Here is a 13,791-nt window from a genome sequence, read left to right as displayed (position 1 = left end):
GCCTCCATGCTAGTGGAATCTCAAATGAAATGCAACCGTTTCATTTCTTGACTTTGCCAAAAAGTTGTCCAATAATGCGATTGACCAATTTCATTTTCATTCGGAGCTCACATGCCAGATACCCAAACCACGGTGGACCACAAGCCGGCCGCCGCCGTCCCGCCAGGTGCCCCGGCAGCCATGGGCGCGCCCGCCACCCCCGCGAATGCCAGGAAAGGGCCTCCGAAGCGCGTGCTGATCGTGGTGGGGCTGATCGCCGCCGCCGCGCTGGCCGCGGGCGGCCGCATGTGGTACCGCAGCCATTATTTCGTCGAGACGGAAAACGCCTACGTCACGGGCCACGTGCATCCGGTGTCGTCGCGCATCCCCGGCGTCGTGACGAAGGTGATGTTCGACGATAACCAGGTCGTCAAGGCCGGCGACGTGCTGGCCGAGCTGGACCCGGCCGACCAGGGCGTGAAGGTCGAGCAGATCCAGGCGCAGATCATGAGCGTGCAGCAGCAGATCGTGCAGGCCGACGCCGCCGTCGAGCAGGCCAGGGCGCAGGCCTCGGCCGCCGCGGCGCAGGTCGTGCAGGCGCAAGCGAACCTCGTGCGCGCCAAGCAGGACGCCGACCGTTACGGCCAACTGTACAACAGCCAGATGAAGGCCGTGTCGAAGGCCGAAGTGGACGCCGCCACGGCCGCGCGCGCAGGCGCCACGGCCGACGTGACGGCGCGCCGCGACAACGCCAGCGCCGCGAAGGCGCAGATCGCCGCCGCGATGTCGGCGCGCGACGTGCTGAAGGCGCAAGTGAAAGTGCTGCAGGCGCAGTTGAAGGACGCCCGCCAGCAGCTCGGCTACAACCGCATCGTCGCGCCGGTGTCCGGCCGCGTCGGCAAGCGCAGCGTGGAAGTGGGCGCGCGCGTGCAGCCGGGCCAGCAACTGGCCGCCATCGTGCAGGACGACGTGTGGGTCGTCGCGAACTTCAAGGAAACGCAGCTGCCGGGCATCGTGCCGGGCCAGGAAGTCAAGATCGACGTCGACGCGCTGCCGAAGCACGAACTCGTGGGCCGCGTGGACAGCTTCTCGCCCGCGTCGGGCAACCAGTTCGCGCTGCTGCCGGCCGATAACGCGACGGGCAACTTCACGAAGATCGTCCAGCGCGTGCCCGTGAAGATCACGTTCGCACCGGAAGACCTCAAGAAGTACGCGGGCCGCCTCGTGCCGGGCATGTCGACCGTCGTCGAGATCGACCTCCGTCAGAAAGCACCGCAACAGCAAGCCGCCGCTCACTAAATAAACCAGGGAAGCACCATGTCCACCACGATCACCAAACCGATGGCGCCGCCGCACGCGCCGCCGGGGGCCCCGGCCAACGGTGCCCGCATCGACGCGCGCACCTGGATCGCGGTGCTGGCCGGCATGCTGGGCGCCTTCATGGCGGTGCTCGACATCCAGATCACCAACTCGTCGCTGCGCGACATCCTGGGCACCCTGTCGGCCACGCAGGAAGAGGGCTCGTGGATCTCGACCGCGTACCTGTGCGCCGAGATCGTCGTGATCCCGATGACGGCGCTGTTCGTGCGCGCCCTCGGCCAGCGCCGCTACCTGATGCTGACGACGGGACTGTTCCTCGCGTTCTCGACGCTGTGCGGCACCGCGTGGAACCTTTCCAGCATGATCGTGTTCCGCATGCTGCAGGGTTTTACGGGCGGCGCCCTGATCCCGATGGCGATGACCCTCGTGATGACGCGCCTGCCCCCGGCCAAGCGCGCCGTCGGCATGGCCATGTTCGGCCTCACGGCCACCTTGGCGCCCGCGATGGGCCCCACGCTGGGCGGCTACCTGACGGAGTTGTACGGCTGGCCGTCGATCTTCTACATCAACTGGGTGCCGGGCGTGCTCTTGATCGCCGGCATGTACTGGGGCATCGACCGCGAGCCCATGAACCTGCAGGCGCTGTACAAGGCCGACTGGCTCGGCATCGCCTTCATGGCGCTGGGCCTCGCGAGCCTGACGATCTTCCTGGAAGAGGGCAATTCGAAGGACTGGTTCCAGTCGAGCTTCATCATCACGTTCGCGGCGCTGGCGATCGTCGGCATCCTGGGCTGGGTCGTGACGAACTTCTGGCGCGCCGACCCGTTCGTCAACCTCGGGCTGTACGGCCAGCGCAACTTCCTCGTCGCGACCGGATTGTCCGCCGTGATCGGCATGGGCTTGTACGGTTCGTCGTTCCTGCTGCCGCTGTTCCTGGGCCAGATCGCCGGCTACTCGCCGATGCAGATCGGTGAAGTGATCGCGTGGGTGGGCCTGCCGCAGCTGTTCGTGATGCCGTTCGTCGCGCGCATGTCGCAAAAGATCGACAACCGCCTCCTGTGCTCCTTCGGCCTCGCGCTGTTCGGCGTGTCGTGTTTGATGAATGCGCACATGGACGCCAACACGGGCTACGACCAGCTGATGCTGTCGCAGATCATTCGCGCACTGGGCCAGCCGTTCGTGATGCTGACGTTGTCGAACTTCGCGATGTCCGGGATCCAGCCGAAAGACATGCCGTCGGCGTCGAGCCTGTTCAACATGACCCGCAACCTGGGCGGCTCCGTCGGCATCGCGCTGCTCGCGACGGCGCTGACGAACCGCGAACACTTCCACTCGGAGCGTCTCGGCGAAGCCGTATCGCTGGCATCCGCCGCCACGCAGAGCCGGCTGGACACGCTGACGCAAGCCTTCATCGCCAAGGGCATCGACCCGGCGACGGCGGCGCAGCAGGCGATCGGCGCCATCGACCGCATCGTGCGGAGAGAATCCTTCGTGATGGCCTACAACGATGGCTTCTTCCTCGTCGGCGTGATCCTGCTGGTGGCGATCATCCCGCTGTGGTTCTCGGACAAGGTCAAGTCGCCCAGCGGCGGCGGTGGCGGTGGCCACTGAACCAAGCATTCATGGATAAAAGATGAAAACTATTTATATCAAACCTGTCGTTCACACCGCCGTCGCGCTGGCCGTGGCCGCGCTGCTGTCCGCCTGCGGCACCGTCGGCAAGGATTTCGTCGCGCCGCAGGGTGCCGATACGCCCGCATACCGCCACGGCGCCGCCGAACCCCAGGAGCAGGCCGTGCGCCTGCCCGCCGACTGGTGGACCGTGTTCGGCGACGCCACCTTGAGCCAGCTGGAACAGCGCGCGCTGCACGACAGCCCGACCGTGCGCGCGGCCGCGCAGCGCCTCGTGCAGGCGCAGGCGCAGCTGGGCATCACGCGTACCGGCGAGCTGCCGACCGTGGGCGTGTCCGCCGGCGTCTCGAACTCGCGCACGTCGGCGGAGACGCCGATGGGCGTCACGTTCGGCCACAAGTCGATCAAGGGCACCGAGTACTCGGTCGGCGCGAATTTCTCGTATGAGCTCGACCTGTGGGGCCGCGTGCGCCGCGCCGTCGAAGCGGCCGACGCGCAGGCACTCGCCGCGCAGGACGACCGCGATGGCGTCATGCTGATGCTCTCAAGCCAGGTCGCGACGACGTACTGGCAGCTGCGCGGCCTCGACGCCGACATCGCCATCCTGAACGATGCGCTGGCCACGCGGCGCGAATCGCAGCAACTGATCGAGGCGCGCTTCAACGCGGGCCTGTCGAACGAGCTGGACGTGTCGCGCACGCGCATCGAGCGTGCGAACGCGGAGGCCGACATCCAGGAAGCCCAGCGCCAGCGCAACACCCTGGAACACGCGCTCGCGGTGCTGGTGGGCGCGTCGCCGAGCCAAGCGATCCTGCCGCCGGCCGCCGCCGGCGTGGCGGCCACGTTGCCGCAGCCGCCCGCGATCCCCGTCGGCCTGCCGGCGAGCCTGCTGGGCCAGCGTCCCGACCTCGCGGCGAGCGTCGCGACCTTGAAGGCCTTCAATGCGCAGGTGGGCGTGGCCGAGGGCGCGTTCTACCCGAGCGTGTCGCTGACGGGTAACTTCGGCTTTGCGTCGGAAACGCTGAGCAATCTGGCGCAGGGCAATGCGCGCCAGTTCTCGGTCGGACCGCTGGCGCTGTCGCTGCCCGTGTTCGAAGGCGGCCGCCTGCGCGCCAACGCGACGCTGGCCAAGGCGCGCTACGACGAAGCCGTCGCGAACCACGAGGGACGCCTGCTGACGGCGCTGCGCGAAGTGGAGGATGCGCTGTCGGACGTCCAGCAGCGCAAGCAGCAGGGCGACGTGCAGGCGCAGGCGCAGCAGGCCGCCGCGCGCGCCGTGCAGGTGGCGCAGGCCAGGTACGACCGCGGCGTGTCGACGTACCTGGACGTCACCGACGCCCAGCGTTCCGCCCTCGCGGCCGACCGCGCCGCCGCGCAGATCCGCACGCAGCGGCTGCTGGCCACCGTCGCCGTCGCGCGCGCGCTGGGCGGCGGCTGGCAGCAGGGTGCGCCGGAGGCGACGGTGGCGCAGGCGTCGCGCTGATCCGGTCCCGGTGCCGCCCGCCGCGGCACCGGCCTCCCGGTCCCTGAACAGGATTACAATCGCAGGATTGCAACCTCACAAGGGACCTCAATGAAGCAACTCCTCGCCCCACTGGCCCTGGCCGCAGCGACCCTGTGCGCCATCGTCCACGCCGCCGATGCCGCGGCACCCGCCACCGTCACGCAATTGCAGGCCATGGCCAAGCGCTTCGCGCCGGTCGACCTGACGGCCGATACGTCGAAGCTGTCGGCCGGCGACCGCGTCGCCATCGCCAAGTTGATCGAAGCGGCCAAGATCGTCGACATGCTGCAGCTGCGCCAGCGCTGGTCCGGCAACGAAGCCTTGTGGACCGCGCTGCAGAAGGACAAGACGGCGCTGGGCCATGCGCGCCGCGACTACTTCTGGCTGAACAAGGGGCCGTGGTCGATCATCGACGGCAACCACTCGTTCATGCCCGCGACGTACGCCGGCATCGCCATCCCGGCCGAGAAGCCGGCGGGCGCGAATTTTTATCCGGAAGGGGCGAGCAAGGAGGAACTCGAGGCGTGGATGAACGGCCTGCCGGCGGCCGACAAGGAGCAGGCGCAGTGGTTCTTCACCGTCATCCGCAAGGACAAGGCCGGCAAATTCGCGATCGTGAAGTACTCGGACGAATACCGCACCGAGCTGCAGAAACTGGCGAAGCTGCTGAAGGATGCGGCGAACGCCACCGACAACGCGTCGCTGAAAAAATTCCTGAACCTGCGCGCCGACGCGTTCCTGTCGAACGACTACCTCGCGTCCGATTTCGCGTGGATGGACCTGGATTCGCCGGTCGACGTCACGATCGGCCCGTACGAGACGTATAACGACGAACTGTTCGGCTACAAGGCCGCGTTCGAGGCGTACGTGAACGTGCGCGACCAGAAGGAGACGGACAAGCTGAACTTCTTCGGCACGCACATGCAGGAACTGGAAGACAACCTGCCGCTCGATGCCAGGTACCGCAATCCGAAGGTCGGGGCGATCGCGCCGATGGTCGTCGTGAACCAGGTCTACGGCGCCGGCGACGGCAACATGGGCGTGCAGACGGCCGCCTACAACCTGCCGAACGACGAGCGCATCATCCGCCAGCGCGGCTCCAAGCGCGTGATGCTGAAGAACGTCCAGGAAGCGAAGTTCGAGGCGACGCTCACTCCGATCTCGAAGCTCGTGCTGCGCCCGGCCGACCAGAAGGATCTCGATTTCGACTCGTTCTTCACGCACATCCTCGCGCACGAGATCATGCACGGCCTGGGCCCGCACGCGACGACGCAGAACGGCCAGCCGTCCACGCCGCGCCAGGACTTGAAGGACACCTATTCGACCATCGAGGAAGCGAAGGCCGACGTCACGGGCCTGTGGGCGCTCGCCTACATGATGGACAAGGGGCAGTTGAAGGAGTCGCTGGGGCAGGGTGCTGCCGCCGAGCGCAAGCTGTACAACACCTACCTCGCGTCGGGCTTCCGCACGTTGCACTTCGGCCTGACCGATTCGCACGCGCGCGGCATGGCGATCCAGATGAACTACCTGCTCGACAAGGGCGGCTTCGTGTCGCACGGCGATGGCACGTTCTCCGTCGATTTCGCGAAGATCAAGGGCGCCGTGGCCGACCTCGACCGCGAATTCCTGACGATCGAAGCCACGGGCGACTATGCCCGCGCGCAGGACCTCATGAAGCGCTACGTCGTCATCCGCCCGGACGTGCAGAAGGCGCTGGACCACATGAAGTCGGTGCCGAACGACATCCGGCCTTCGTTCACGACGGCTGCCAAGCTGGTGCGCTGATCGTCCACGCGTCATTGGTTGAACTCGCCGTTCCGCCTGGAACGGCGGGCTTTCCCGACAACATTACGCTTTTGGACACGCGCAAAAATATTGCTGAAAACCAGGGTTTACCCGGATATAAAATTGCCGTTAGGAATTTTGTATATCCAACGGGAAGCCCATCATGTCCAAAGCCGTCCTCGCCGCCGCGCTGCTCTGCGCAGTGTCCCTCCCGGCCGCCGCCGCCGACCTCACGCCGCTGGAGCAACGCTGGCTGGGCGCCGCCTTGCCCGTTCTCGAGTACGCGCGCGGCCTGAACTTGCCCATCGACATCGTCGTGCAGCCGCAGGCCGGCCCCAACGACGTGCCGATGGCGATGGGTTTCGCGGGCGGCCGCTGCAAGCTCGTGCTGTCGCTGCGCGGCAATCCCGACGCGGAGCGCCAGCTCGAGGGCGTGCCGGCCGCCGAGCAGGGAGAACTGATCGAGGCGATGGCCGCGCACGAGATCGGCCATTGCTGGCGCTATGCGCAGGGTGCGTGGCATGCGCTGCCGGCCGGTTTCGTCGAAGTGGGCGAGGAGACGGCCGACGATCCGTCTTTGCTGGCCGCCTCGAAGGCGATGCGCGAGACGCGCCGCGAGGAAGGCTATGCCGACCTTGTCGCGCTGGCCTGGACCCACGACCGCCATCCCGGCGACTATGGCCGCATCTACGCCTGGCTGGAAAAGCTGAGGCACGACCAGCCGGTCGCGCACAACGGCCACGACACCCGCGCGTGGGTACGCCTCGCGCGCGACGGTGCACGCTTCGGCACCGCCGGCAAGCCGTTCGAGGACGTCGCACCGCTGTGGCGCGAAGGCTTGGTGGGCGACGACTGAGCCTCCCCGGGCCGTGCCATCGGCATGCGGGTTGCCGGGACGCCGGCCGGCTCAATTATGGTTTTTTCGACAAGTGTACGTTCCCGCACAGAGGTATGTATCGTCCGAGCGTTAAATCTGGCTGTCACAACAAACAACACAAGGGACAAGACCATGAAAACGCTGATTGCGACCTTGCTCGCGACGGCTGCAGGCGCGAGCTTTGCCGCCGCACCCACTGCGGCACTGAACCACGACCCGGCCACCTACCGTAATCTCACCCAGAGAGCGGAGTCGGCATACCGGGCTGCGACAGCGAAATGCGATGCCAAGAGCGGCAACGACAAGGACGTGTGCATGGCCGAAGCCCGGCTGACGCGCACCCGCACCGAGGCCGACGCGCTGTCGAAGTACAACCGCACGGCCGCCAGCCACGCCAAGGCCCGCGCCAGCGTGGCCGATGCCGAATACGACCTCGCCAAGGCCAAGTGCGACGCCAGGAGCGGTGCCGAGAAGGACAGCTGCATGGACAATGCGAAGTCCGTGCACACGGCGGCACTGGCCGACGTCAAGGCCGAGCGCACCGAGCGCACCGAGCGCCCGACGGCCGTCGGCTCGAGCGGCGGCGGCGGCGCGACGGGCGCCAGCGGCGGCGGCAGCACGGGCTCCGGCGGCCTCGTGACGGGTACCGACACGCGCGACCCGGCCAAGGCCGCGGCCGTCGACAAATGCGCGCAGATGAGCGGCGACGCCAAGACCAGCTGCCTCGTCGAGACGAAGCCGTCGGCCGTGCGCGCGAACGCCGCCGATGCGACCGAGCACGCCGCATCAAAGACGCACGACACTGCCGTGACCGCAGCCGACAAAACGAAAGCCGCAGCCGCGACAGTTGTTGAAAAGACGAAAGAGGTGGCACACGCGGCCGCCGAGAAGACGAAGGACGCCGCGTCGACTGTCGCCCAGAAGACCGAAAACGCCATGGACCGCGCGGGCGACCACACGCGCGACGCGACGGCCACGGCCGCCCGCAAGACGGACCATGCGATGGACCGGGCCGGCGACGACACCCGCCAGGCCGCGGCCACGACGGCCGACAAGACGCACGACGCCGCCGCGAAGACGCGCGTCGCCGCATCCGATACCGCGATCACGACGAAGGTGAAGGCCGGCCTCGTGAAGGAGCCGAACCTGGATTCGCTCGGCATCCACGTCGAGACGGAAAAGGGCGTCGTGATGCTCAGCGGTTTCGTGAATTCGAAGGACGAGGCCGACAAGGCCGTGAAGGTCGCGAAGGGCGTCGACGGCGTCACGAGCGTCAAGAGTGCCATCAAGGTCAAATAAGCGGCCTCTGCCATACTGATCTGCCCATTGCGGCCGGCCATTGTTGGCCGGCCGCTTTTTTGGCTGTGTTCGCGATAATTCGGTGACGCCGCCGCTTAGCCGAGCTGAACGGCTGCGCACAGCAAATGTACAGGCGTCATCAGCCGTCGCGCATCGAGCACTCGCTGCCAGCCCGAGTAATTGATCAGGTAGCGGCTCGCGACGCCGCGAAACCGCACCAGCTTCGGTTCACATCATTAGCGCGAACACAGCGGTTGTTTTGGCCGATCTACCACAAGTTTTCGAATACCCGTCGCGATTTGTTTTTACAGCAGATGGGGCACGGTATAATCGCCGCCGTGAACAGAATCGAAGCTTTCGGAACCATCGCCGCCCAGGCCGCGCGCGGTGAGATTTCCTTCCCGACCAGCGTGAACGCCGTCCTGCGCCTGCAGGAAGCGTTGAACGATCCCGATTGCCACCTCGAGGACGCGATCCGTCTCGTGCTGGGCGAGCCGCAGCTGGCCGCGCGCACGGTAGCGCTCGCCAATTCCTCGACGTTCAACTCGAGCGGCAAGCCGATCACCAACGTGCGCTCGGCCGTCACGCGCATCGGCTACCGCAATCTGCAGATGCTCGTCGCGAGCCTTGTCGTGCGCCAGTTCGGCGCCCGCATCGAGGACCCGGACCTGCGCGCCAAGGCCGAGCAGTTGTGGGAACACACGGTGCAGGTCGCCGCGCTGGCCCATGTGTTCGCCCGCCGCGTCACGTTCGTCAACCCGGACACGGCGATGTTCGCCGGCATCGTGCACGAGGTCGGCGGCTTCTACCTGCTGTCGCGCGCAGACGGTTTTCCCGGCCTGCTGGACGAAGACCCGGAAAAATGGGCGGAGTTGTGCGAAGACGTGGTGACACGCGAAGTGGCGCGCAAGCTGGCGCTGCCCGAACCCGTCGCCGACGCCATCTTCGAACTGCGCGGTGCCTGGCTGCACATGCCGCCCGCCACGCTGTTGGATACCCTGTTGCTGGCCAACCTGTACGCCAGCGTCCCGTCGCCGCTCGGCACGATGCGCCCGCCGCTGCCCGAACACAGCGAGAGCGCGCTCGACTACCTGCTCGACGAGGACAGCCTGCACCGCATGATCGACGAAGCGGCCGAGATCAGCGCCTCGATGGGCGGCGCGCTGCTCGTCTGACGGGCGTCACGCGTTGACGCGGGCGGCCCCGCGGCAAAACTGCGCCGGCGCCTCGTCCATCGGAAAACACGACTCGATGTGCAGCTCGTCGATCGTGATGTCGCGCGGCGTGCCGAACGTCGTGATCGTCGAAAAGAAACTCAGCGCCACCCCGCGGTGGCTGAACTCCGTCGTCGGCAGCGGCGCGGGCGGGCTGTCCAGGTCGCGCGGGCGCCAGCGCGACGGCGCGCGCGCTGCCGGCATCCCAGCAGTTGAAGAGTACGAGCGGCGCGCCCGGCGCATGGAGCGCGCGGAAGGCGTGGGCCTTGCGGATCTGGTCGGACATGGTGGACTCCCGTGTTGGTGAAGCCCTCGTCACGGCCAGTGCAGGATGCCCGCCTGGCCTGCGCGCGTCGCGGCCAGCAGCCGTCGGTCGCGCAATACGTCCAGCACGGCCTTTACGCGCGGGCTGGCCATCGCGTCACGCGGCCCTGCCAGTGCGAACTGGCGCCGCGCAGGGATGGGCAACGGCAGCACGCGCACGTCGTCCGCTTCCGGGAACGTGGCGAGGCGCGGCAGGATCGACCAGCCCATGCCGCGCGCGACCATCGCCGCGATGCTCGTGTCGTTGCCCAAGGTGCGCGCGGCGGGCGCCTCCAGGCCTGCCGCGCGGCAGCGCGCGAGGATCGCATCCGCGCCCGTGCAGCCGAGGCGGATGAACGGCAGGCCGTCCAGCTGGTTCCACGTCACGGGCGAGGCGAAGTCGCGCCCCGCCGGCACGACGAGCATGTAGTCGTCGGCCACGTAGGGCCGCACATCGAAGCCATCCTCGACGGGCAGCTGGGCGATGCCGACGTCGGCCCGGCCGGCACGCAGCGCGGCGACGACCTCGAGGCGGTCGTTGCATCCGTCGTCGATGTCGAGCACGAGGTCGGGATGGCGCACCGCCAGCGCCTCGGCCGCATACGGCAGCAGGTGGGTGCCGATGCTGCGGAAGCACGCGATGCGCACGCGGCCCGCGATGGCGTCGTCGGCGCGCGCGCTGGCGCGCAGGTCGTCTTCCAGGCGCAGCATCCGGCGCGCCTTGTCCAGCACGCGCAGTCCGGCCTCGGTCGGCAGCGAGCCGTCGTGCTTGCGTGCGAGCAGGCGCGTGCCCAGTTCGCGCTCCAGCTCCGCGATCGCATGGCTGATGCGCGACTGGGTGCAATCGAGTTGCGCGGCGGCGGCGCTGAAGCTGCCGTGGTCCGCCACCGCCACCAGCATGTGAAGTTGGCTGAGCTTCATGGCCATCGAAATCCTTCATGGTTGAAGGACCAATTATCGGCCATTTCGGTAGCGCGGGCACGACGGGGCGGCGACCATGGGGTTTTATCGCCATCGCACAAAGGACTCGCATGCATACCTACGCCAATGCCGCCCTCGTCGTCATCGACGTCCAGCAGGGCTTCCTCGACCCGCGCTGGGGCCGGCGCAACAATCCGGATGCGGAGCGCCACGTCGCGGCGCTGCTTGCCGCGTGGCGGTCGACGGGACGGCCGCTGTTCCATGTCCAGCACGGCTCGCGCAGCGAGGAGGGCGCGTTCTATCCGGGCACGCCCGGCCACGCGTTCAAGCGGGAAGCCATGCCGCGCGCGGGAGAGACGATCGTGCGCAAGGACGTGAACAGCGCGTTCATCGGCACGGACCTGGAAGCGCGGTTGCGCGCCGCGGACATCACGACGGTCGTGCTGTGCGGCCTGACGACGGACCACTGCGTGTCGACGACGACGCGCATGGCGGGCAACCTCGGCTTTCGCACTTTCCTCGTCGAGGATGCCTGCGCCACGCACGAGCGCACGGGGCCGGACGGGACGTATTTCAGCGCGGAGCAAATGCATGCGACGGCCGTCGCGAGCCTGAACGGGGAGTTCGCCGGTGTGCTGACGACGGCAGACGTGCTGGCCGATTATGCAGGACGAATGATAGATTTGTAATATTTGTTACCAAAAGAGAAAACTAATTGAATTGTTAGCGCGAACAATGTAATGTCGCGTCAGTACATTAAATGATCAACATCATGCACTTGCGATTTCTTGTTCTGGCAGCGGCCGCGCTCGGCGGTTCCGCCCAAGCCACCGTATTGAACCTGACGGCGCCGGTCGGCGGTGCCAACCTGTATGCGATCCACGATTTCACGTCGACGTCGAGCGACGTCGAGGGTGCGGTCGTCGCCGGCGGCAACGTCACGATTTCCAGTTATTCGATCAACCATAACGACAAGGATGCGTTCGGCAAGGACGGCTATGCGCTCGTCGCCGGCGGCAACCTGTCGCTGCAGGGGGGCTCGATCGAGAACGGCAAGGCCTATGTCGGCGGCACGAGCACGCTGATGTGGGCCGCGACGCCGCAGATGGCTGCCAGCAACCCGGTCGACTTCGCGGCGGCGGCCGGTTATTACAAGAGCGTGGCCGGCGCATTGTCCGGCCTCGACGCCACGGGGACTGTCGCGCCCCTGTGGAGCGGCGTGCAGGTGACGGGCAGCGGCAACGGCGGCGTCGACATCTTCAACCTGTCGTCGGACCTGTTCGCCAATTCCAGCAGCTGGACGCTGGACAAACTTGTGCCGGGCGAGACGCTCGTCTTCAACGTGAGCGGCAGCGCGGGCACCTTCAACAACAACGGCATCAGCTTCCAGCCGCTCGCCGGCTACAACGTGCTGTTCAACTTCTACGAAGCGAAGAGCATCGACGTGCGCGGCGTGATCGGCAGCGTGCTGGCGCCGTACGCGACGCAGACGGCGAACTGGGGTGTCGTCAACGGCAACGTGATCGTCGATACCTGGTCGTCCACGGTGCAGGTCAATTCGAATCACTACTTCAACCCGGTCGACATCGCCGGGCTGAAGCTCGACGGCGGCGGCGCCAGGCCGGCCGCCGCGCAGGTGCCGGAGCCGGGCAGCATCGCGCTGGTGCTGGCCGGGCTGGGCGCGGTGGGCGTCGTCGGAAGGAAGCGCCGCCGCGCTTAAGCCGGCACCGCCACCGCGGTCCGCCGGCCATGCGCCCGCATCGCGAGCGCGAGGCACACGCCGGACAGCGCCAGGCCCGCCGCGACCCATTGCGGCGACGCGTACGAATAGCCCAGGGTCAGCGGAATCCCGCCGAGGAAGGCGCCCAGCGCGTTGCCGATGTTGAAGCCGGACTGGCCCAGCGACGAGCCCAGCATCTCGGCCTCGCGCGAGTGCTCGATCAGCAGCATCTGGATCGGCGGCCCCAGCGCCAGCGCATTCGCGCCGACGGCGAACGCCAGCACCATCATCGCGGGCTGCGACGACGCCAGCAGGGCGTTCATGCACAGCAGCGCGACCATCGACATCAGCAGCAGGACGATGGCCGGCAGCGGCGCCATGCGGTCCGCCAGCTTGCCGCCCGCGTTCACGCCTACCGTCATGCCGACGCCGACCGCCGTCATGATCAGGGGGATCGTGTTGGCGTGGAAGTGCGTGACATCCGTCAGCAGCGGGGCGATGTAGCTGAGCCAGGCGAAGAAGCCGCCCGTGCCGATCGACGTGATGCCCAGCGCGAGCCACAGGTTCGGCTTGCGGAAGATTTTCAAGTCCTGGCGCAGCCCGGCGCCCGGCGTCGCCTCGAAATATGGCACGAGCTTGTGCAGCATGACCATCGTGGCGAGGCCGATGGCGGCCACGATGAGGAACACGAAGCGCCAGCTCATATTGTGGCCGAGCCAGGTACCGGCCGGCACCCCTAGCACGTTGGCGAGCGTCAGCCCGGAAAACATGCTGGCGAGCGCGGCCGCTTCCTTGCCCTTGTCGGCGAGGCGCGTGGCGACGACGGCACCGACGCCGAAGAACGCGCCGTGCGGCAGGCCGGCCAGGAAGCGGAACAGCAGCATCGTGTGGAAATTCGGCGCGAACGCGGACAGCGCGTTGAATGCCGTGAACATCAGCATGAACCAGATCAGCACGCTGCGCGGCGGCCGGTGCGACAGCATGCTGACGAGCGTGGGCGCGCCCACGACGACGCCGACGGCATACGCCGAAATCAGATAGCCCGCCTGCGGGATGGAGATGTCGAGGCCGGTCGCGATGTCGGGCAGGATGCCCATCATGACGAATTCCGTCATGCCGATACCGAAACCGCCCAGGGCCAGCGGGGCCAGGCTTTTCTTGATCATTGTGTTTTCGCCAAAAGACGTGTGGAGATGAGGAAGCCGGACATTATGGCGACTCAAGGTGGAGGAGTCCG

12 protein-coding genes are annotated in these 13,791 nt (G+C 67.2%); 9 read left to right on the top strand and 3 right to left on the bottom strand.

All coding sequences use genetic code 11. The annotated features are described in order from the left end of the window. The first annotated feature begins 111 nt into the window (after positions 1 to 111). From HAV22_RS09155 to HAV22_RS09125, 7 genes are all read left to right on the top strand, one after another. Entirely contained in the window at positions 112 to 1,278 is a 1,167-nt protein-coding gene (locus tag HAV22_RS09155) for an HlyD family secretion protein (protein ID WP_166858687.1), read from the top strand. 18 nt (positions 1,279 to 1,296) lie between these two features. Further along, a complete protein-coding gene (locus tag HAV22_RS09150; protein WP_166858685.1) occupies positions 1,297 to 2,910 on the top strand; it encodes a DHA2 family efflux MFS transporter permease subunit in 1,614 nt (537 codons plus the stop codon). Positions 2,911 to 2,932: 22 nt separating this feature from the next. Continuing rightward, the gene (locus HAV22_RS09145) at positions 2,933 to 4,414 is read left to right on the top strand and encodes an efflux transporter outer membrane subunit (RefSeq protein WP_166858683.1); all 1,482 of its coding nucleotides are present in this window, start codon (positions 2,933 to 2,935) and stop codon (positions 4,412 to 4,414) included. Between the two features lie 90 nt (positions 4,415 to 4,504). Further along, positions 4,505 to 6,220, top strand: coding sequence for a DUF8614 domain-containing protein (locus HAV22_RS09140; protein WP_166858681.1), 1,716 nt, complete (start codon positions 4,505 to 4,507; stop codon positions 6,218 to 6,220). Positions 6,221 to 6,383: 163 nt separating this feature from the next. Next, positions 6,384 to 7,076, top strand: coding sequence for an NUDIX hydrolase (locus HAV22_RS09135; RefSeq protein WP_166858679.1), 693 nt, complete (start codon positions 6,384 to 6,386; stop codon positions 7,074 to 7,076). A gap of 153 nt (positions 7,077 to 7,229) precedes the next feature. Beyond that, positions 7,230 to 8,396 carry a BON domain-containing protein gene (locus HAV22_RS31140; protein WP_229421152.1) on the top strand — a complete coding sequence of 389 codons (1,167 nt, stop codon included), beginning with the start codon at positions 7,230 to 7,232 and terminating at the stop codon, positions 8,394 to 8,396. A 338-nt stretch (positions 8,397 to 8,734) separates the two neighbouring features. After that, positions 8,735 to 9,571 carry an HDOD domain-containing protein gene (locus HAV22_RS09125; protein ID WP_166858677.1) on the top strand — a complete coding sequence of 279 codons (837 nt, stop codon included), beginning with the start codon at positions 8,735 to 8,737 and terminating at the stop codon, positions 9,569 to 9,571. 6 nt (positions 9,572 to 9,577) lie between these two features. Here HAV22_RS09125 and HAV22_RS31655 read toward each other — a convergent pair whose 3' ends face one another. Further along, the gene (locus HAV22_RS31655; protein WP_208296120.1) at positions 9,578 to 9,814 is read right to left on the bottom strand and encodes a hypothetical protein; all 237 of its coding nucleotides are present in this window, start codon (positions 9,812 to 9,814) and stop codon (positions 9,578 to 9,580) included. Between the two features lie 111 nt (positions 9,815 to 9,925). Then, positions 9,926 to 10,834: a LysR family transcriptional regulator gene (locus HAV22_RS09115; RefSeq protein WP_229421151.1), complete on the bottom strand. Its 909-nt coding sequence runs from the start codon at positions 10,832 to 10,834 to the stop codon at positions 9,926 to 9,928. Positions 10,835 to 10,944: 110 nt separating this feature from the next. Between HAV22_RS09115 and HAV22_RS09110 the strand changes: the two genes are divergently transcribed. Both HAV22_RS09110 and HAV22_RS09105 read left to right on the top strand, forming a co-directional pair. Beyond that, positions 10,945 to 11,523 (top strand): cysteine hydrolase family protein, encoded by a 579-nt coding sequence (locus HAV22_RS09110; protein ID WP_166858675.1) that lies wholly within the window; start codon positions 10,945 to 10,947, stop codon positions 11,521 to 11,523. 71 nt (positions 11,524 to 11,594) lie between these two features. Then, positions 11,595 to 12,554: a choice-of-anchor A family protein gene (locus HAV22_RS09105; protein WP_166858673.1), complete on the top strand. Its 960-nt coding sequence runs from the start codon at positions 11,595 to 11,597 to the stop codon at positions 12,552 to 12,554. Here HAV22_RS09105 and HAV22_RS09100 read toward each other — a convergent pair. Beyond that, a complete protein-coding gene (locus HAV22_RS09100) occupies positions 12,551 to 13,720 on the bottom strand; it encodes an MFS transporter (protein ID WP_166858671.1) in 1,170 nt (389 codons plus the stop codon). The genes HAV22_RS09105 and HAV22_RS09100 overlap by 4 nt on opposite strands. Positions 13,721 to 13,791 lie beyond the last annotated feature (71 nt).

It is taken from the genome of Telluria antibiotica (genome assembly GCF_011682055.1).
Lineage (GTDB): Bacteria > Pseudomonadota > Gammaproteobacteria > Burkholderiales > Burkholderiaceae_D > Telluria > Telluria antibiotica.
Note: the sequence above shows the minus strand (reverse complement) of the source record. Positions and strands in the feature narration are given on the sequence as shown.